We start from the raw sequence: 19,120 nt of genomic DNA, 5'->3' as shown, positions 1-19,120 counted from the left end.
GGCACGCTCCAAGATTGTTTACTGCGTATGTCGTACGCACTACTGCGTAAGTTATACGCAGAAGTAGGATCTGAGTCAATGGAGAAGGAACTGCCCTCGAACCTGGCCGTCGCCTGGGGCCTGCGTGCCCGGCCCGGCAAGGGGCCGCGACCCGGGCTGACGCTGGATCGGATCGTCGCCGCGGGCGTGCAGGTGGCCGCGGCGGAGGGCCTCGGCGCGGTGTCGATGAGCCGGGTGGCGGCCGAGCTCGGCGCGGCCACGATGTCGCTGTACCGCTACGTCGCCGCGAAGAACGAGCTGCTCGACCTGATGGTCGACGCCGCGGTCGGCCACCCGCCGCCGCTGCCGCCGGGCGAGGGCTGGCGGGAGGGGATGCTGCGCTTCGCCCGCACGCACCTGGCGATCCTGCGGCGCCAGCCGTGGATGGTGCGGGTGCCGATCACCTCGCCGCCGCTGACGCCCAACCACGTCGCCTGGATGGACCACGGCCTCGCGGTGCTGGCGGGGACGCCCCTCGAGGAGCACGAGAAGCTCTCCACGATCATGACCGTGAGTGGCATCACCCGGAACTGGGCAGTGCTGACCGCCGACATCACCGCGGCGGCGCAGGCGTCGGGGACGACCGCCGACGAGGCGATGCTGACCTATGGCCAGCTGCTCGGCAGGCTGGCCGACCCCCAGCGGTTCCCCGCGATCGGCAGGCTTCTCGCGACCGGCATACTCGACGTGCCCGACGAGACGCCGGACACCGACTTCGAGTTCGGCCTGGCGCGCGTCATGGACGGCATCCAGACCCTGATCGACCGAAGGTGCGCCGGGGACACCTGCTGACCGCAGGATGCCGCGAAACGGGTGCTCCCTGTCAGCGTTGATAATGTGCGACGGTCATCTCGGGAGAACGGCGGAGCATGTGGCGGTAACCGTGGAACAGCCGACGTCGGCGACACCTTCGCCAGCCCGCGCCCGGCGAAGGCCGCCCGCCTGGGTGCCGCCGGTCACGCTCGGTGTTCTCATCATCATCGGACTGCGGTTCTACGGGGTCCCGGTCTGGACGACGGCGATCTTCGCCGGCTACGTCGCGCTCGGGATCGCGCTGCCGGGCATGCTGCTCTGGCGGGCGGTCCGCGGCCGGTCCGGCTGGCTCGTCGAAGACGTCGCGGCGGGTCTCGCCGTCGGCTACTCGTGCGAGGTGATGACCTACATCGCCGCCAGGTGGATCGGCGTGCCCCTGCTGACGGCCGCATGGCCGGTCGCGACGATCGCGGTCTTCCTGCTCGTGCCGAAACTGCGGCGCTACTGGCGTGGCACCGACCGCGCCGATGAGAAGACGCCGTTCTGGTTCTCGGCGATCCTGTCGGGCGGCGGGCTGGTGCTCTTCTACTGGAGCATCATCCGGTTCTTCCGCACGCACGGTCTGGTCGAGCCCGGCTCGCTGAGCCCCGACATCGACTCCCCGTTCCACCTGGCGCTGCTCGGTGACGCCAAGCACCACATGCCGCTCGCCTCGCCGTGGCTGCCGGAGCAGCCGGTGCTCTACCACTGGTTCGTCTACGCCGAGATGGCCTCCACCTCCTGGATCACCGGGATCGAGCCGGAGGTCCTGCTGCTGCGCCTGTCGCCGCTGCCGATGATCCTCGGGCTGCTGGTGTTGATGGCCGTCCTCGGCAAGAAGCTCACCGGCCAGTGGTGGTGCGGGGCGGCCGCCGTGGTCGTCACCTTCTTCGTGCTCACCCCGACGCCGTACCAGTGGCCGCTGAACACATGGTTCTCCGCCTACGGCACCAACGTCTACGAGGACGGCTCGTCGCTGCGCGCCCAGCTGTGGACGAGCCCGACACAGACGTTCGGCGCGATTCTGTTCGCCGCGCTCGTGCTCGTGCTGGTGGACGTGCTCACGGAGCGCAACCGGAAGCGCTGGCTGCTGGTGGTCCTGCTGATGGCGGCGATCACCGGCGGCAAGGCGACGTTCCTGCCCATGCTGCTCGCCGGCGTGCTCCTGGTCATCGCGGTGCGCCTGCTGGTCCGTCGCCAGGTCCGCCCGCCCGCGCTGATCGTCGCGGGCGTCGCGTTCCTCGCGCTGCTGTTCGCGCAGTTCGTCCTGTTCGGCGGGGCGGCGCAGGGCCTGGCGATCGACCCGCTGCACTTCGCCCAGATCTCCGGCGCGCCCTTCACGGCCAAGTTCGCGGTGCCTGGCCAGGCCGGGCTGCTGCGGCTGCTGCTGGTCGCGGCGATCACGGTCGCCTGCTGGGCCTGCATCTGGCCGGGCCTGGTCGGGCTGACGCGGTTCGTGTGGCGGCGCCGCCCCGACCTGCAGATTCCAGCCGAGCCGGTCGTCCTGGTGCTCGGGATCGGCCTGTCCGGCATCGGCGCGCTGTTCGTCTTCGGGCACGAGGGCGGCGCCGAGGGGTGGTTCATGGTCTCCGGCCGCCCGTACCTGTCGCTCGCGGCGGTGGTCGGCCTGGCGATGATCACGCCGTCCGGCGTGCCCACCCGGCGGATGCTGACCTGGGTGTACGGCGCGATCGCCGTCGGCGCCGCGAGCCTGATCGTGATCCACCAGCTCGGCCAGACGTGGGTCCCCACGGCGGCCCGCGCCGGCAGCTCCGCCAAGAGCGCGTTCTACCTCGTCTGGCCATATGCGGCGGTGTTCGGGCTGCTCGGCATCGCCGTGCTGCTCGTGATCCGGTCGTCCTTCCCGGCCAAGGGCACCGTCGTCGTCAGCCTGCTGGCCGGCGCCTGCCTGGTCACGACGCCGCTGCACCTGCACGAGACGACCCGCCAGGCCGAGGACACCGGCTGGCGCGACATCAACCAGTACCAGCAGTTCATCCCGGCGGGCACGATGCAGGCCGGGCGATGGCTGCGTGACCACTCCGCCCCCGACGACCTGGTCGCCACGAACGCGCACTGCTTCGTCCTCGCCGGCGAGAACCCGACCCAGTGCGACAACCGGCATTTCGCCTTCGCGGCGTACAGTGAGCGCCGCTTCCTGATCGAAGGCTGGGGATTCACGAGCCGTGCCCATGAGGTGGCCGCCGAGATCGGTGTGAACGACGTGGTCGTGCCGTACTGGAACCAGCAGCTGCTCTCCGACAATGACGCGGCGTTCATTTCGCCGTCGGCGGCGACGATCGACAAGCTGCGCGACCAGTATGGTGTGCGGTGGCTGTTCGTCCTCGAGGCCTCGGACCCCTCCGCAGTCTCAGCCTCGCCGTCGCTTGGTGAGTTCGCGCAGCTCAGGCACCGTGCAGGGAAGATCGCTGTCTACGAGATCCGCTGAGGGATGATGAACGACACTGTGACTGACGCCCCCGCGATGGAGCCGACCTCCGCGGGCCGCCAGGCCCGCCTGGCACAGGTGCTGGCCTGCCCCGCCTGTCACGCACCGTTACAGCTCGACGGCGGCGAGATCGTCGCCTGCGCGGCCTGCGGTCACACGGGCAAGCGCCTCTGGAAAAACGGCAGTGGTCAGCTGAAGTTCGGCGGGTTCGACTCCGAGGAGCTCACCGCCGACGCGCTGAACCGGATCAAGGAGCACGTCAAGAAGCGGTTCAACAAGGTGTACCCGACGGCGATCAAGGTGCTGTCGCCGGTCATGGACCGCAACCTGATCATGCCGTTCCTGCGCAGCTTCAACCTGGAGCACGACCTCGTCGCCGACTTCGGCTGCGGCACGCACCGCCGCGACCAGCGGGTCATCTGCATGGACGGCGGCACCTACCCCAACGTCGACATCGTCACCGACCTGCGGCGCCTGCCGCTGGCCGAGGGCAGCCTCGCCGGCGGGATCAGCATCGCCGTCCTGGAGCACGTGCCCGACCCGGCGGCGCACATCGCCGAGATGCACCGCGTGCTGCGCCCCGGCGGCCGGATGCTCGTGTTCGTGCCGTTCATGCAGCCGTTCCACGCCTCGCCGTACGACTTCCAGCGCTACACCGAGGTCGGGCTGCGCGAGCAGTTCCCGCAGTTCGAGGTCCTCAGCGTCAAGGTCGGCGCCGGCCCGACGTCCGGCATGCTGTGGACGCTGCAGGAGTGGCTGGCGATGCTGCTGTCGTTCGGCAGCATGCGGCTGTACCGGGCGATCCTGCCCCTCACCTGGATCCTGTCCCCCCTGAAGCTCCTCGACCTGCTGCTGGCGCACCACCCGGCGGCCGCGGTGACCGCGAGCGGCTTCGTCATCGAGGTCCGCAAACCGGCATGAGGGAGTCGCGACTTTTCGGCGGCCGGGGCCCCTCCTCCGGGGACCTGACCGGCAACCCGTTCCGTGCGGACCGGGACCGGATCGTCGCGTCCCCGTTCTTCGCCCGCCTCGGCGGCGTCACCCAGGTGATCAGCCCGGGCGGGTCGGGGCTGCTGGTGCACAACCGGCTCACCCACAGCCTCAAGGTCGCGAGCGTCGCCCGCGGCATCGTGGAGCGGCTGTGCTCGCCCCAGTGCGGAGCGCAGCCGCTGCTGGACAAGCTCGGCGGCTGCGACGCCGACGTCGTGGAGGCGGCGGCGCTCGCGCACGACCTCGGGCACCCGCCGTTCGGGCACCTCGGGGAACGGGTCCTGGACCGGCTCGCCCGGCAGCGGCTCGGGCTGCCGGACGGGTTCGAGGGCAACGCGCAGTCGTACCGCATCGTCACGAGCACCGAGATCAGCGGCTCGACCGTCGGGCTGGACCTCACCGCCGCGGTCCGGGCGGCCATGGCGAAGTACCCGTGGACCCGGCGGACCTACCCTTCGCCACACGTACACCTGATGCGTCCGACGCCTCGTGGTGCCGGGGTGGACCCGGAGGACCCCTCGGCCGGGTCGATGAAGTTCGGCGCCTACGTGACCGAGCTCGCCGACCTGCGCCAGGCCCGCGCGCCGTTCGACGGGCTGCTCGCGCAGTGGCAGCAGACCGCGGAGGCGTCCGTGATGGACACCGCCGACGACATCGCCTACGCCATCCACGACCTCGAGGACTTCCACCGGGTCGGGGTCCTGCAGCAGGGCGCCGTCGCCACCGAGCTGATGGCGTGGCAGCGCGACGCGACCGCGCTGCGCTCGTCCGACCTCAGCCTCGCCGAGCTCCGTGCCTCCGCCCGCCGGCCGGGGCACTCGGTGGAGCTGCTGCGCCGCGACCTGTTCCGCAAGGACGGCTGGATCAGCGACGACGACGCGTTCTGGGCGGCCGTCGAGCACGTGCGGCACGAGCTCGTCGACGGGCTGCTCGCGGCGCCGTTCGACGGCTCGATCGAGGCGGAGCAGGGCGTCGCGCGCTTCTCGGCCAGCTGGACGCGGCGGCTCATCGACGCCATCAACGTGCTCCCGGATCCGCCGATGCGCGCCGGGCACGTCGCGCTCGGCACCGCGCAGTGGCACGAGGTGCAGGTGCTGAAGTTCGTGCACCACCGGTTCGTCCTGGAGCGGCCCGACCTGGCGCTGCACCAGCGGGGGCAGGCCCGGCTGCTGAGCGCGCTCGTCGAGGCGCTGCACGCGTGGCTGGTCGACCCCGACGAGGCGGCGCGGCTGCCGCGGCGGCTGCACGACCTGGTCGACATGGCGTACGCGGAGGTCCGCGACCTGACCGCGGCCGACTACGGTCTCGCCTCGGGAGACCTGGACCGGATGGCGATGGCCCGTGGCCGGGCGATCGTCGACTTCGTGGCGGCGCTCACCGACGGGCAGGCGGTCGGGCTGCTCGACGCGCTGTCCGGGCGGTCGCGGCAGCTGTGGACGGACGCCTTCGTATTGTGAGCGCCATGCTCACGCTGCGCCCGCTCACCCCGTCCGAGTTCACGTCCTTCATCGCCGCGCTGAAGGCGGCCTATGCGCTCGACGAGGTGCAGGCGGGGCGCGGCTCCCCGGCCGAGGTTGAGGCGCGGATCGAGCGGCAGTTCGCGACGTGGCTGCCCGACGGCCTCGCCACCGAGGGGCACCTGCTCTACGCGGGCGTGGTGGACGGCGACGTGGTCGGGCACCTGTGGATCGGGCTGCCGACGCCCGACCGGGCGCAGGCGTGGATCTACGAGATCTCCGTCGAGGAGGCGCACCGCCGCCGCGGCCACGGCCGGGCGCTGATGCTCGCCGCCGAGGAGGAACTGCGCGCCCGCGGCGTGACCCGGGTCGGCCTCAACGTCTTCGGTCACAACCCGGGGGCGCTGCGCCTGTACGAATCGTTGGGGTTCGAGACGACTTCGCGGCAGATGTCGAAGACACTTCCGTAAACACGCGCATCAATAGGTGGACAACGTCACTCTGGTACCACTAGAAAGGGTCAGTGACCACCGAGAGTGATCTTCCGGCGACTGGGCGACGCGTGGACTGGCGCCGCTTTCACTGGGGGCCGATCGGCGTCGCGGTCGCCGGCGTCGTGACGGTGACACTGACGGCGATCATGGTGTATCCGTTGACGCAGCCCGATCGCCGGGCATCCGTGGACGGCCTGACCCCCGAGGAGCGCCGCTCCGCGGAGCGGGCGGGGCTGCCCGGCTCCGGTGCCTCGCCGTCGCCCTCGGCGTCCCGGTCCCCGTCACCGTCGGTGTCGGCCGGCGCGTCGCCGTCCGCCGTGCCGAGGGTCGTGTCGCGGGGCGGTGGGAAGCCTTCCGCCGGCAACACCGGCGTGATCGCCGGCACGGCGCTGACCGTGCTCACGGGCGACCAGACGCTGTCCGTCGACAACGCCGTGATCTCGAACGCCGACATCCGCGGGTACGTCCGCATCACCGGGAAGAACGTGACGATCCGCAACTCGATCGTGCGGGGCGGGGCGGCGCGCTGCTCGGCCGCCGTGATCGAGGTCGTCGGCAGCGCGGTCATCGAGGACGTCGAGATCGCCCCGGCCAACCCCAACGCGTGCCTCGACGGCGTGTGGGCCACCGCCACGACCCTGACCCGGGTCAACATCCACGGCACCGTCGACGGCGTGAAGGCCGGCAACGACGTCGTCATCCAGGACTCCTGGATCCACGACCTGACGTTCTTCAGCACCGGCGCCCCGGGCGCGACCGTCAACGACGCCGTCGACACCCGCGGCAAGCGCCGCATCACGTTGCGGCACAACGTGCTCTACCCGGGCGCCGAAGCCAACGCCGCCTTCCAGATCACGCAGGAGGGCGGCGCCAGCGGTGACGTGCGCGTCGAGAACAACTGGCTCGACGGCGGCTCCTGCGTGCTCAACTTCGCCCACCGCGGCGGCGGCCCCACCCCGATGACCGGCATCGCCGTGGTGAACAACCGCTTCGGCCGCAACACCAGATACGTCTGCCCCATTCTCATCAGTACGCAGACCACGCTGAGCGCCAATTCCGGAAACGTCTGGGACGACACCGGCGCGCCGATCCCCGCGCCGGACAAACACGATTAAATGATCTGGTGACCGCTTCGCTGGAACGTCTGGTCGTCATCGGCGGCGACGCCGCAGGGATGAGCGCCGCCTCGCAGGCCCGCCGCCGCCGAACCGCCGCCGACCTGCGGATCGTGGCGTTCGAGAAGGGGCAGCACGTCTCCTATTCGGCGTGCGGCATCCCGTACCTGGTAGCCGGCGACGTCTCCGCACCGGACGACCTGGTCGCCCGCACGCCCGAGGAGTTCCGCAAGCTCGACATCGACCTGCGCCTCGGCTGCGAGGTCGTGGGGATCTCGCTGCCCTCCCGCTCCGTGACCGTCCGGTCGGGGGAGCGCACCTACGACGAACCCTTCGACCAGCTCGTCATCGCCACCGGCGGCGTGCCGGCCCGCCCCGACGTCCCGGGCGCCGACGCCGACGGGATCCACGGCGTGCAGACGCTGGAGGACGGCATCCGGCTGCTGTCGTTCCTGGACGACCGTGCGCCGAAGCGCGCGGTGGTCGTCGGTGCCGGGTACATCGGCCTCGAGATGGCGGAGGCGATGATCCGCCGCGGCCTGGAGGTCACCCTCATCGACGCCGCCGACCAGCCCATGCGCACCCTCGACCCCGACATGGCCGGCCTCGTCGCGAACGCGCTGCGCGACCTCGGCGTCGACCTGCGGCTGTCGTGCCGCCTCTCGGGCTTCTCGTCGGACGCCGGCCGGGTCACCGCGGTCCGCACCGACGCCGGGACGCTGCCGGCCGACGTCGTCATTCTCGGCCTCGGTACGAAACCCAACAGCGCCCTCGCGGCCGACGCCGGCATCGCGGTCGGTGCGTCCGGCGGCATCGTCGTCGACCGCCGCCAGCGCACGTCCGCGGAGGGCGTCTGGGCCGCCGGCGACTGCGTCGAGGTGCACCACCTGATCTCGCAGCGCCCCACCGCGATCGCCCTCGGCACCCACGCCAACAAGCAGGGCCGCGCCGCCGGCATCAACATCGGCGGCGGCTACGCCACCTTCCCCGGCGTCGTCGGCACCGCCGTGTCGAAGATCTGCTCGCACGAGGTCGCCCGCACCGGCCTCACCACCGCCGAGGCTTCGGGTGCGGGCTTCGAGGTGTTCTCCGCCGTCACCGAGTCGACCACCCGCGCCGGCTACTTCCCCGGGGCCCTCCCCATCACCACGAAGCTGATCGCCGAACGCACCACCGGCCGCCTCCTGGGCGCCCAGATCGTCGGCCAGGAAGGCGCCGCGAAGCGCATCGACGCCCTCGCCGTCGCCCTCTGGCACGGCATGACCGTCGAGGAGATGACCGGCCTGGACCTCTCCTACGCCCCGCCCTTCGCCCCGGTCTGGGACCCCGTCCTCATCGCCGCCCGCAAGACCGCCGAGCAGCTGGCTAGGCTCAGGCCGTGATCATCCACAGCGCGCCCTTCGCCTCGTTGGACGTCTTCACCCTGTACGCCATCCTCCGCCTCCGCAGCGACGTCTTCGTCGTCGAGCAGGCGTGCCCCTACCCCGAGCTGGACGGCCGCGACACCGAACCCGCCACCGTCCACATCTGGCTCACCGACCCCGCCGGCGCCGTCACCGCCTGCCTGCGCGTCCTCACCGACCCGGACGGCACCGCCCGCATCGGCCGCGTGGTCACCGCCGCCACCCACCGGGGTCAGGGCCTCGCCGCCCGCCTTCTCGCCGAGGCGGTAGCCCTGATCGGCCCCCGCCCCGCGGTCCTGGACGCCCAGACGACGGCCATCCGCGTGTACGAACGGTTCGGCTTCGTCGCCACAGGCACCCCCTACCTCGAGGACGGCATCGAACACATCACCATGCGCCGAACCTGAGCTGCAATTCCCCCACCGCTGCCGCGGCGGGGCCCGGCGGGGCAGGCCAAGCGCCGCATGCGCGCCGCATCCGGTGGCCGGCGCCCGTGTTTCGCTGCGATCGGGTAAACGCGTGCGCACCTGTGGCCGGCCTCTGAACAAAAGCCGCCAATCAGGGCATTGGCCAACGTCTGTGCAAGGGGTCGGAGTGGACGTGCCCGCGATCGACCCCGCGCGCCGCAACCACGCTGCATGTTCGGGGCGAGCCTCGGGTGGTCGACACCACCGACCGGCACCGAGCAGCGCAACGCTCGCGCAGTTCCGCGGAATCATCCCGAGGCGATTTCTCATGATCCGGAAGACTTTGTGCTGCTATGACGACAACAACTCTTCCGGATCACGGAATTCTGATCGGAGGTCATCGATCTACTGCGATGGGTGCCCGCCAGGACCGTGGTGGGGCGGATTTCTCGTGATCCGGAAGACTTTGTGTGGCTATGGCGACACACACTCTTCCGGATCATGGGGAGTGGGGCGAAAGGCGGCCGTGCGGCTGAGATCGTGCTGCGAGTTGACCGGCACGCCACCGCGAGCCAAGCGATCGTCGGCGGGCTGCCCAGGGTGATCGGGCCGCAAGGTTCAGCGGCTGGAGGGTTGCCGTCACCGCCCCGGTTTCTCGTGATCCGGAAGACTTTTTGCTGCTATGACGACACAAAGTCTTCCGGATCATGGGAGGGGTGCGGAGGGCGGGCACCGGATGCGGCGCGTATGCGGCGCTTGGTCTGCCTCGCGCCATAGCGCGGGCAGTGCGGCGCGGGTGAGCATCCCCGCCGGGACCCGCCGCGGCAGCGGTGGGGCGGAAGCACAGCCAGGTCAGAAGCGGGCGAAGCTGCGGAGGGGCATGCGGGGGCCGAACTTGGGGGCGGTGATGCCGGCGGCGGCCAGCAGGCCGCAGACGCGGCCGCGGTGGCCGGCGTACGGGGCGAGCAGCTCCAGCATGTGCTCGTCGGTGCCGCGGGCCGCGCCGGTCAGGGCGTAGGCCACGATGTTCTTGATGTGGTAGTCGCCGACGGAGACGGCGTCGGGGTCGCCGTAGGCGGCGCGGGTGACCTCGGCGGCGGTCCAGGGGCCGATGCCGCGGATGGTGAGCAGCCGCGCGACGGCGTCGGCGGCGGTGGTGCAGCGCTCCAGGCGGGATGCTTCGGCGGCGACGCGGCGCAGGGTGTCGGCGCGTTTCTGCTCGATGCCGAAGGGGTGGAACACCCAGTAGGGCGCGGCGGCGATCGCCTCGGGTGGAGGGGGCAGGCGGAGCCGGGGATGCGGGCCGGGGGCGGGGTCGGTGCTGAAGTGGCGCAGGAGGCGCACGTAGCCGTCGCGGGCCTCCTTGCCGGTGACCTTCTGGCCGAGGACGGCCGGGACCAGGTGGTGGAAGACCCGGCCGGTGGCGCCGATGCGCAGGCCCGAGTGCTCGCGGGCGAGGCGGTACAGGAGCGGGTGCTGCCGGGCGAGGTCGAGGAATCCGGTGAGGTCGTCCCGGAACCCGGCCACGGCGTCGGCACGGTCGAGGAGCCAGTCGGCGCCCGGGCCGTAGGCGGTCGCGACCAGCGAGGAACCAGCGGCCGGCGAGGAGCCAGCGGCCGGCGAGGAGCCAGCGGCCGGCGAGGAGCCAGCGGCCGGCGAGGTTCCCGTGAGCGTCAGCTGGAGTGTGCCCGGGCCGTCGGGTGTACGGGTGGCGAACCAGCCCTCCCGCGCGCCGACGGACAGCGTCGGGTCGCCGTTGATGAGGCACAGGCCGCGCAGCGTCCCCGCCAGGTCGTAGCGGGGCGGGCAGTCGAACGTCCTCACCGGGCGGCCTTGGCGAGGGCGCGGTGCAGGAGGCGGGCGTCGCCGAGCATGGCGCGCAGCTTACGCTCCAGGCCCGCGATCGGGATGAGGTTCTGCGGGGCCCGCGGGTCCTTGTAGGCGCTGGAGGCGAAGCGGGGCAGCGTGACCGCCGACAGGTGCGCGAGGGCGATCGCGTCGGCGGGGAGCAGGTCGGCGGAGCACTCGGCCCGCACGATGCCCGCCCACGGTGACCCTTCCGGCCCCGGCAGCCGGAGGTACCAGGCGAACCGGTGCCACGAGGTGCCGAGGAGGAACACGGGGGAGCGCTGGCCGCCGCGCAGCCCGGTGACGACGGCGGTCAGGTCCGCCGGCAGGTACTCGACGCGGTGGGTCTTGATGTAGCCCAGGGCGCGGGGCAGGTGCGCGCGCTCCTGCAGCGGGCCGTCGACGATGAGCAGGTCGCCGTCGTCGCGCTCCTCGCCGGACACGCCGACCTCCAGTGCCCGCATGTGCCGCTGTACGCCCAGCGCCAGGTCCTTCGGCTCGCCCCGGGAGACCCGGATCGCCGGGTAGCGGACGGCGCCGGCGACCAGGGGCGGGGCCAGCTCGAACGGGGTGAACAGGCCGCGCTCGATGCGGGTCGTGGCGATCGCGGCGGCGCCCCGGTCGAGGTCGCAGCGCACGACGCCGGCCGCGTAGGAGGCGGCGACGCCGGGGTACGTGACGCCGTCGTCGCCGGTGGCCCAGACCCGCGCGTCGATGCGCTGGACGCCGTCGACGACGAGGACGGTGCCGGGCGGCCGCAGCCCGGCGGGCGCGTCGACGCCCCGCCAGGCCTGGGCGGGCAGCTCGACGTCGGGCTGGATCTGCGCGCTGCTCTGCGCCTGCGGACCGTCCGCGGCGGCGGCCTCGAACGCCACCCCGTATGACGGGTCCCACGCGTCGACGTGAAACTTCACAGCCCGACCCGCTCCACCCGGGCGGTGCGCGCGTCCCTGCGCACCTCGAACCTGACGGGGATGCGCTCGGCGAGCGCGCCGACGTGCGTGACGACGCCGACCATCCGGTCGCCGCGTGCGGCGAGGGCCTCCAGGGTCGCCGCGACGGTGTCCAATGTGGACTGGTCGAGGGTGCCGAAGCCTTCGTCGAGGACGATCGACTCGAGGCTCGCCGACGCCGTGGACAGGCCGGCCAGCTGCTCCGAGAGGGCGAGCGCGAGGGCGAGGGACGCCTGGAACGTCTCGCCGCCGGACAGTGTCCGCACCGCTCGCCGCAGGCCGGCGTCGTGGTGGTCGACGACGTAGAACTCGCCCTTCTCGTGGCCGAGGTCGTACTGCCCGCCGGACAGCTCCCGCAGCGTCCGCGACGCGCCGTCGACGAGCGTGTCGAGGGCCTCGGCGAGCAGCCACCGCTCGAAGCGGTCGGCCCGCAGGTGCTGGGCGAGGGCCTTCGCGACCTGCGCCTCCCGCGCGACCTCGTCGCGCTGCGCGGTCAGCCTGGCGGCCTCGGCGCGCCGCTCCTCGATCCGCCGGTGCGCCGCCTCGGCCCGCTCCACGGCGACGGCGGCCTCGCGGGCCGGGTCGGCGCCGGGCGCGGGCAGCCCCGCGTCGGCGAAGCGTGCCCGCAGCTCGTGGCGGACCGCGGTGACCCGCGCCTCGGCGTCCTGGACCGCCTCGGCCGCCGCGGGGCGGCGGGCCTGCCGCTCGCCGGCGGCGGTGCCGGCCCAGCCGGTCAGCGCCGCCCACGCGTCGGCGAGGTCGTCGCGGTCCGCGGGCGGCGGGCCGAACGCGGCGAGCGCGTCGCGGGCCGCGTCGAACGCCTTCCACGCCGCGCGCAGCTGGTCCTCGGCCCGGTCGGCGGCGCCGGCGGCCCTGCGGTGCGCCTCGCGTGCCTTGCGGACCTCGGCGCCGGCCTTCTCCAGCCCACTGTGGAGCTTCGCGATGGTGTCGAGGTCGCGGCGCAGGGCGTCGGGCGCAGGCGCGCCGTCCAGCGCCCGGTCCAGTGCGGACATCCGGGCGTCGACCTGCTCGGCGTGCGCCCGCGCCGCGGCGAGCCCCCGGTCGAGGTCGCGCACGATCTTGTCCTGGTCGGCGACGACCCGTTCGGCGGCGTCGCTGCGCTTGCGGGCCGCGTCGCCGGCCGCCTTGGCCGCCGCGACCGCCGGCTCGAGCGGCGTCTCCGGCAGTGTCCGCACGGTCTGGGTGCACACCGGGCACTCGTCGCCGACCCGCAGGTGCGGCCGCAGCGCGGTGGCCCGGTCGACGGCGACCGCGGTCTGGTAGGCCTCCCTGGCCGCCTCCAGCGCTCCCATCGCGTCGGCGGCCTTGGTACGAGCCACCCCCAGCGCGGCGGCGGCCTTCCCGTGCTCCTGCTCGGCCGCCGCGACGGTCGCGTGGACGGTGGCGGCCTCGCCGGCGAGCCGGTCGCGCTCGGCGTGCGCGTCGAGGAGCCGCCGCAGCGCGGTCTGGTCGCCGGCGCCCTGCAGCTCGCCGCGCAGCTTCTCCTCCCGCTCCTCCACGGTGCGGACCGCGTCGGCGGCGGCCGTGACCGCGGCGCGGGCCTGCGCCGCGCCCGCCGCCAGGGTGCCCGCGTCGGCCGGCACCCGCAGCCGGGTCAGCCGGTCGATGTCGGCGTCCAGGTCGGTGAGCGTGGCCGCGGCGGCGACGGCGAGCTTCGCCGCGTCGGCCAGCTGCGGCCCGATCCGGTCGACGTCACCGGCGAGCGCCCGGAGCGTCTCCGCCCGCGCGACCGCCGCGGCGAGGGCCGCGTCGTCCACGTCGGACATGCCGCTGAGCTGTTCGCCGAGGACCTTCAGCTTCGCGTCGGCGGCGCTGCCGCGCAGGTTCGCGCGCTCGCGGATCTGCCCGTACACGTCGAGACCCAGCAGATTGACGAGGATCTTCTGCCGTTCGGCCGGCTTGGCGTGCAGGAACGCCGCGAACTCGCCCTGCGGCAGCACCACGCACTTGGTGAACTGCTCGTAGGGCAGGCCGATCACGCTCTGCACCGCCAGGTCGACCTCCATGGGCGTGCCGGCGAGCACGGTGCCCATGTCCTCGGCGCTGAGCCCACTGTCGAAGCGCGACAGGTCGAAGCCGTGCGGGAGCGCCTCCAGGCCGGCGTGCTTGGTGCTGACCGCGCCCTTGCCGTCGCGGCGCACGACCCGGGCGAGGACGTAGCGCACGCCCGCGGACTCGAACACGAACCGCACCCTCGCCTCGGTCGCCGACGGGGCGAGCGCGTTGGCGATCGCGCGCCGGTCGCCCCAGCGTGGGACGGTGCCGTAGAGCGCGAACGTGATCGCGTCGAGGATCGTCGACTTGCCGGAGCCGGTCGGCCCGACGAGCGCGAAGAAGTCCGTGTCGGTGAAGTCGACGGTCGTCGGCCGCCGGAAGACGGTGAACCCGTCCAGGTCCAAGCGAATGGGCCGCATGTCAGTTCCTCGCCTCCTGGACTTCGTCGTGCAGCTGGTGGAACAGCTTGACCGTGGCGTCGTCCGCGTGGCCCTTCTGGCCGAGGTAGTCGGCGAACAGCTCGCCCGCGGACCGGCCGGCGCGCGCCGCGGCCCGCTCGGCGGCCTTCGGGTCGGGCAGCAGCTTCGGGTCGATGCGCACCTCCAGGGCCTTCGGCAGCAGCTCCTGGACCTCCTCGCGGAGTCCCGCCCGGGGCTGCTCCGACACGTACACCCGCAGCCACGCCTCACCGGTGTCCAGGGTGGCCAGCTGGGCGAGCGTGCCACGGACCGTCCGCAGCGGGGTCGCGACCGGCAGGGGCACCTCGCGGACCCGCGCCGCGGTGCTGGTGGTCACGTCGACGACCGCGACGGCGGAGAAGTTCTCCTCCTCGCCGAAGTCGATCGGCAGCGGGCTGCCGCAGTAGCGGATCGGGCAGGGCCCGTTGACGGCCTGCGCCCGGTGCAGGTGGCCGAGCGCGACGTAGTGCGCCGAGGACGGGAAGACCGACGCGGGCACGGCGTAGCCCATGATGGTGTGCGCCTCGCGCTCGCCGCCGCCCATCGTCGCGCCGATGACCGTGAGGTGCCCGGTGATCAGGTTGACGGTGTCGCGCCCGAACCCCTTGGCGAGGGTGGCGAGCAGGCCGCCGATGTGGTGCGCGTAGCTCTGCGCGCTCTCCGCCGCGCTGAGGTCGAACATCTCCGCCGCCCGCAGCGCGTACCGCTGGGACACGAACGGCAGCGCGGCGAGCCGCCACTCCTCGCCGTCCCGCGTCCGCCCCGGAAGCAGCAGCTCCTCGGGCTTCGTGAGGGCGCCGCGGATGGTGATGCCGGCCGCGTCCGCCCACGGCCGGAGCGCGTCGAGGGCCTGGCCGTTGTCGTGGTTGCCGCCGATGACGACGACGTCCGCGCCCGTCTTGCGTAGCGCCGACAGCCCCCGCGTGACGATCTTCGTGGCGTCGGCGGGCGGGCTCGCCGAGTCGTACAGGTCCCCGGCGACGATCACCAGGTCGGGCTGCTCGGCCTCGGCCACGTCGACGAGTGCCTTGAGGGCCGCGATGTGGTCGTTGGCCCGCGACTGTCCTTTGAGGACCTTGCCGACGTGCCAGTCCGAGGTGTGCAGGATCCGCACCGGTGCAGTCCTTTCGCAGTGACTAGAAGGGGATCTCGTCGTCGGTGATGCCGCCGCCGACCCGCGCGACGACCGCGAACGAGTCGTTGGCCTGGGCGATCGAGCGCAGCGTCGCACTCGGCGCGGCGCCCGCCTCCGCGGGCCGGGTCGCCCACGACGGGAACGGGAACTCGATGCACAGCGGCACCGGGATCTCCGGCTGCGACACGAACATGGTGCCGGGCTTGGCGAGCAGGGCCCGCTGGCGCTGGGCCGGGGGCAGGAACCCGTACTCGGGCCGGGACGCCTCCGCGGGGTCGAGCCGGCCTACGACCCGGATCGCGGAGTTGGCCACGATGCGCCGCTCGACCTCGCTCGCCGTCTGCTGCGCGCCGATCAGCACGACGCCCAGGGACCGCCCGCGCTCGGCGATGTCGAGCAGCACCTCCTTGATCGGGCTGGTGCCCTCCCGCGGCGCGTACTTGTTGAGCTCGTCGAGCACCACGAACAGCAGCGGCTTCGCCGTGCCCGCCTTCTCCTTGCGCTCGAACTCGCTGCGCAGCGTCACGCCGACCACGAAGCGCTGCGCCCGGTCCGGCAGGTTGTGCAGGTCGACCACGGTCACCTGGGCGCTCTCGGCGGTGTTGACCGCGTGCGGGCGGCGGGTGGCGAGGTCACCTCGGATCAGCCGGGACAGGTCCTTCTTGCTGCCGATCAGCCGGCGGGCGAACGCGTTGACCGTGCCGAGCCCGACCGCGCTGCCCGCCCACTGCCCGCGGGTCGCGTCGTCGTTGAGCTGCTCCACCAGGTAGTCGACGAGGTCGGCGTACGAGTTGAGGCGGGTGCCGTCGACGGCGACGCCGCCCTCCGCGGGCTGCGCGATGCGCGCCAGGTGCGCCGTGACCGAGTGGACCACCATCGTGTACTGCTGGCGCTCGTCGTCCGCGTCGGCGAACACGTACGGCAGCAGGCGGTCGGTGCAGAACTCCTGCAGCGTCCAGTAGAAGCTGTCGACCCCGGTCAGCCGGCTGCTGACGTCCGGCGTGCCGGAGGCGTCGCCGGCCCTTGGCGGCGCGTAGACCCGCACGTCGGGGAACGGGCCGGCGACCAGCCCGAGCCGCGCGTAGTTGGCCTCCGTCGCCGCGTCGAGGCGGCTGTTGGGGTGGTCGAGGAACAGCAGGTCCTCGCCCTTGACGTTGAAGATGAGCGCGCGGGTGTTGGCGGTCTCGCCGGCGCCGCCCAGGACGCCGGACCGGAACACCGAGTAGAGCAGGAACGTGGCGAAGCTCGTCTTCGTCGCCACCCCGGAGATGCCGGAGATCGACACGTGGGCGCCGCGGCTGCCGTCGAGGAAGTCCGCGTTGAGGAACATCGCGGCGCCGTCCCGGCCGAAGCCCATCGGGATCGTGCGGTCCATCCGGTCGAAGTAGAGGGCGCCGGCCCGCGCGTCGCCCTGCGCGCGGTGCACGACGGCGCCGGGAGTCGGCGGGACGTACACCTCGGGATCGACGCGGGTCGTGGTGATCTCGGCCGCCTCCTGCACCGTCGCCGGCAGTGTGCCGTCGGCGACGAGGAACACGTCGGAGTCGAACACGACGCCCTCGTGCCGGGCCCTGACCGCGGTCACCACGCCGGCGATCTTCACCGACGGCTGGCCGGGGAGCTCACGCTCGGTGACGACGACGTCGTCGAGCTGGAGGTAGGCGTCGTCGTTCACGGCGACCCAGAACGTGAGCGGGGTCGCGTCGGCGGTGCCGAGGACCCGGCCGACGACCGGCCCGTCCTTCGTCTCGTCCGTAACGTCCATCCGGTCGACCCCCAGTACATGTGTTCGCCTGTGCATCGTGCCCCAAGACCACCGGAGGATCGAAGCCACCACGCCCACCTGTGGATGCGTTCACGTTCGTTCATACGGCCAAATCGCCGCAAAACACGCATAAGACGGTCGCGCGTCCACAGGTTGGGGACACTTGTCCACAGGTCTGTGGACAGCGGTGTGGATTCGGTTCAGCGCCCGTACCGCAGCAGCAGCTGACCATCGGCCAGCAAGGCGTGACGCAGCGTGAGGTGCTCGGGCGTCGGTGCCAGAGGTCCGGCGGTGATCCTGCCCGCTCCGGGGCCGGCGAGCAACGGCGACACCGTCAGGCACAGCTCGTCGACGAGGCCGGCCGCGGTGAGCGACCCGAACAGTCGCGGCCCGCCCTCGCTGAGGATCTGGGCGTGGCCGTCCGCGCGGAGGCGTCCGATCGCCGTGGCCAGGTCGACGTGGTGGTCACCCGCCCGGATGACGTCCGCCACCGGCTCGAGGTGGGTGGTGTCCGTCCCGTTCCGCGTGACGACGACCGGCCGGACCGGCGCGTCGGCGAGGGCGGGCTGCGCGGGGTCGAGGTCCGCCCGGCCGGAGACGATGACCAGGGTCGGGTACTCGCTCAGCCCGTGCTCCAGGCGCCACCGCCGCCGCTGCTCGTCCAGGCGCAGCGCGCGGTAGCCCTCGTCGCGGACCGTGCCGGCGCCGACGAGCAGCGCGTCGCAGCGCATCCGCAGGATCCCGAAGACCCGCTTGTCCTCCGGCCCCGACAGGCCCGCCGACCTGCCGTCGAGCGTCCCCGCGCCGTCGAGGCTCGCCACGAAGTTCACCCGCACGGAGGGCTCCGGCGGCGGCGCGTACAGGTCGACGAGTGTTGCCTGGTCGACGTCTCCCGGATGCGGGTACAGCTGCTGCACCAGCCAACCTTAGGGCCCCGGCGCGCCCGTCACGGGAGGGGTGGGCGCCGGCTCGCGGTGCTGGCAGTCGCACCGGTTGCCGCCGGGGCAGTCGGCGTGCCGTTTCTCCCGACACGCAGGACAGATCACCACTTCAGGGTGCGCCGCCACACCGCCTCGGTCAACAATGACTGCACCATGGCGCGCGCGATCATCCAACTCCGCATCACGCTCGACGGCGTCGAGCCCACCGTGTGGCGACGGGTCCTCATCCCGGGCGGCTTCACCCTCGACCGTGTCCACCGTGTCGTGCAGTTCGCGATGGGCTGGGGCGACCGTCACCTGCACGTCTTCGACATCGACGGCGTGCAGTACGGGGTGCCCGACCCCGACGGCCTGCTCGACGTCCGGGACGAGCTCGACACCCGCCTGGACGCGGTCGCGCAGAAGGACGCCCGCCTGCGGTACACCTACGACTTCGGCGACTGGTGGGAGCACGACCTGGCGGTCGAGGACGTGTTCCCCGCCGATCCGGACACGGCCTACCCGGTGTGCACCGCCGGCGAGCGCGGCTGCCCACCCGACGACGTAGGCGGGCCCGACGGCTACCGCGATCTGGTCGCCGTCCTGGCCGACCCGGACCACCCGGACCACGCCGCGATGCGCGAGTGGCTCGGCCGCTCCTTCGACCCGACGTCCTTCGATCCCGCCCGGGTGAGCACGCTCCTGCGCCGCATGACGTAAGCCCGACGACCGTCGATCGATTACATCGATCCATGACGCTTTCAGGAACTGTCGTGCGACGACAGCTGTCGATGGCGCGCGTCCTCGTGCCTGGATTGACATCCGTCGCTGAGATTGCCGCGCTGGAAGCGGCCATGTCGCGGTAAAGGCGGACAAAAC

At 72.5% G+C, this 19,120-nt stretch carries 15 protein-coding genes; 9 read left to right on the top strand and 6 right to left on the bottom strand.

The window, feature by feature from the left end; translation table 11 throughout:
• Positions 1–78: 78 nt before the first annotated feature.
• From AB0I21_RS01840 to AB0I21_RS01805, 8 genes are all read left to right on the top strand, one after another.
• The gene (locus AB0I21_RS01840) at positions 79–831 is read left to right on the top strand and encodes a TetR/AcrR family transcriptional regulator C-terminal domain-containing protein (protein WP_360558309.1); all 753 of its coding nucleotides are present in this window, start codon (positions 79–81) and stop codon (positions 829–831) included.
• 91 nt (positions 832–922) lie between these two features.
• Positions 923–3,280 (top strand): hypothetical protein, encoded by a 2,358-nt coding sequence (locus tag AB0I21_RS01835; protein ID WP_360558308.1) that lies wholly within the window; start codon positions 923–925, stop codon positions 3,278–3,280.
• A gap of 18 nt (positions 3,281–3,298) precedes the next feature.
• Positions 3,299–4,201 (top strand): methyltransferase domain-containing protein, encoded by a 903-nt coding sequence (locus AB0I21_RS01830; RefSeq protein ID WP_360558307.1) that lies wholly within the window; start codon positions 3,299–3,301, stop codon positions 4,199–4,201.
• A complete protein-coding gene (dgt, locus tag AB0I21_RS01825) occupies positions 4,198–5,727 on the top strand; it encodes a dGTP triphosphohydrolase (protein WP_360558305.1) in 1,530 nt (509 codons plus the stop codon). Before AB0I21_RS01830 ends, dgt begins: the two co-directional genes overlap by 4 nt.
• A 5-nt stretch (positions 5,728–5,732) precedes the next feature.
• Positions 5,733–6,197, top strand: coding sequence for a GNAT family N-acetyltransferase (locus AB0I21_RS01820; RefSeq protein ID WP_360558303.1), 465 nt, complete (start codon positions 5,733–5,735; stop codon positions 6,195–6,197).
• A gap of 182 nt (positions 6,198–6,379) precedes the next feature.
• Positions 6,380–7,336, top strand: coding sequence for a hypothetical protein (locus AB0I21_RS01815; RefSeq protein ID WP_360558302.1), 957 nt, complete (start codon positions 6,380–6,382; stop codon positions 7,334–7,336).
• A gap of 8 nt (positions 7,337–7,344) precedes the next feature.
• Positions 7,345–8,718, top strand: a complete 1,374-nt coding sequence (locus AB0I21_RS01810) for an FAD-dependent oxidoreductase (protein WP_360558300.1) — start codon at positions 7,345–7,347, stop codon at positions 8,716–8,718.
• The gene (locus AB0I21_RS01805) at positions 8,715–9,146 is read left to right on the top strand and encodes a GNAT family N-acetyltransferase (protein ID WP_360558299.1); all 432 of its coding nucleotides are present in this window, start codon (positions 8,715–8,717) and stop codon (positions 9,144–9,146) included. Before AB0I21_RS01810 ends, AB0I21_RS01805 begins: the two co-directional genes overlap by 4 nt.
• Before the next feature lie 852 nt (positions 9,147–9,998).
• Here the strand turns inward: AB0I21_RS01805 and AB0I21_RS01800 are convergent.
• The 6 genes from AB0I21_RS01800 to AB0I21_RS01775 form a co-directional block, all read right to left on the bottom strand.
• Complete coding sequence (locus AB0I21_RS01800; RefSeq protein WP_360558449.1) at positions 9,999–10,925, bottom strand: DNA-3-methyladenine glycosylase 2 family protein; 927 nt, start codon at positions 10,923–10,925, stop codon at positions 9,999–10,001.
• A gap of 41 nt (positions 10,926–10,966) precedes the next feature.
• The gene (locus tag AB0I21_RS01795; protein ID WP_360558297.1) at positions 10,967–11,908 is read right to left on the bottom strand and encodes a hypothetical protein; all 942 of its coding nucleotides are present in this window, start codon (positions 11,906–11,908) and stop codon (positions 10,967–10,969) included.
• Positions 11,905–14,382 (bottom strand): SMC family ATPase, encoded by a 2,478-nt coding sequence (locus AB0I21_RS01790; RefSeq protein WP_360558295.1) that lies wholly within the window; start codon positions 14,380–14,382, stop codon positions 11,905–11,907. The genes AB0I21_RS01795 and AB0I21_RS01790 overlap by 4 nt, the downstream gene beginning before the upstream one ends.
• 1 nt (position 14,383) lies before the next feature.
• On the bottom strand, positions 14,384–15,535 hold the full coding sequence (locus AB0I21_RS01785) for an exonuclease SbcCD subunit D C-terminal domain-containing protein (RefSeq protein ID WP_360558293.1): 1,152 nt from the start codon (positions 15,533–15,535) through the stop codon (positions 14,384–14,386).
• A 22-nt stretch (positions 15,536–15,557) separates the two neighbouring features.
• Positions 15,558–17,321 (bottom strand): ATP-binding protein, encoded by a 1,764-nt coding sequence (locus AB0I21_RS01780; protein WP_360558291.1) that lies wholly within the window; start codon positions 17,319–17,321, stop codon positions 15,558–15,560.
• A gap of 200 nt (positions 17,322–17,521) precedes the next feature.
• Entirely contained in the window at positions 17,522–18,238 is a 717-nt protein-coding gene (locus tag AB0I21_RS01775) for a pyrimidine reductase family protein (protein ID WP_360558289.1), read from the bottom strand.
• Between the two features lie 177 nt (positions 18,239–18,415).
• Between AB0I21_RS01775 and AB0I21_RS01770 the strand changes: the two genes are divergently transcribed.
• Positions 18,416–18,961: a plasmid pRiA4b ORF-3 family protein gene (locus AB0I21_RS01770; protein WP_360558288.1), complete on the top strand. Its 546-nt coding sequence runs from the start codon at positions 18,416–18,418 to the stop codon at positions 18,959–18,961.
• The last annotated feature ends 159 nt before the right edge of the window (positions 18,962–19,120 follow it).

The sequence above is a fragment of the Dactylosporangium sp. NPDC050588 genome (assembly GCF_040654975.1).
Classification (GTDB): Bacteria; Actinomycetota; Actinomycetes; order Mycobacteriales; family Micromonosporaceae; genus Dactylosporangium; species Dactylosporangium maewongense.
Note: the sequence above shows the minus strand (reverse complement) of the source record. Positions and strands in the feature narration are given on the sequence as shown.

Bases quoted from the DNA above. Each gene is read 5' to 3' on its own strand.
- AB0I21_RS01840 (WP_360558309.1), top strand. From the start codon at position 79: ATGGAGAAGGAACTGCCCTCGAACCTGGCCGTCGCCTGGGGCCTGCGT.
- dgt (WP_360558305.1), top strand. From the start codon at position 4,198: ATGAGGGAGTCGCGACTTTTCGGCGGCCGGGGCCCCTCCTCCGGGGAC.
- AB0I21_RS01820 (WP_360558303.1), top strand. From the start codon at position 5,733: ATGCTCACGCTGCGCCCGCTCACCCCGTCCGAGTTCACGTCCTTCATC.
- AB0I21_RS01790 (WP_360558295.1), bottom strand. From the start codon at position 14,382: ATGCGGCCCATTCGCTTGGACCTGGACGGGTTCACCGTCTTCCGGCGG.
- AB0I21_RS01780 (WP_360558291.1), bottom strand. From the start codon at position 17,321: ATGGACGTTACGGACGAGACGAAGGACGGGCCGGTCGTCGGCCGGGTC.
- AB0I21_RS01770 (WP_360558288.1), top strand. From the start codon at position 18,416: ATGGCGCGCGCGATCATCCAACTCCGCATCACGCTCGACGGCGTCGAG.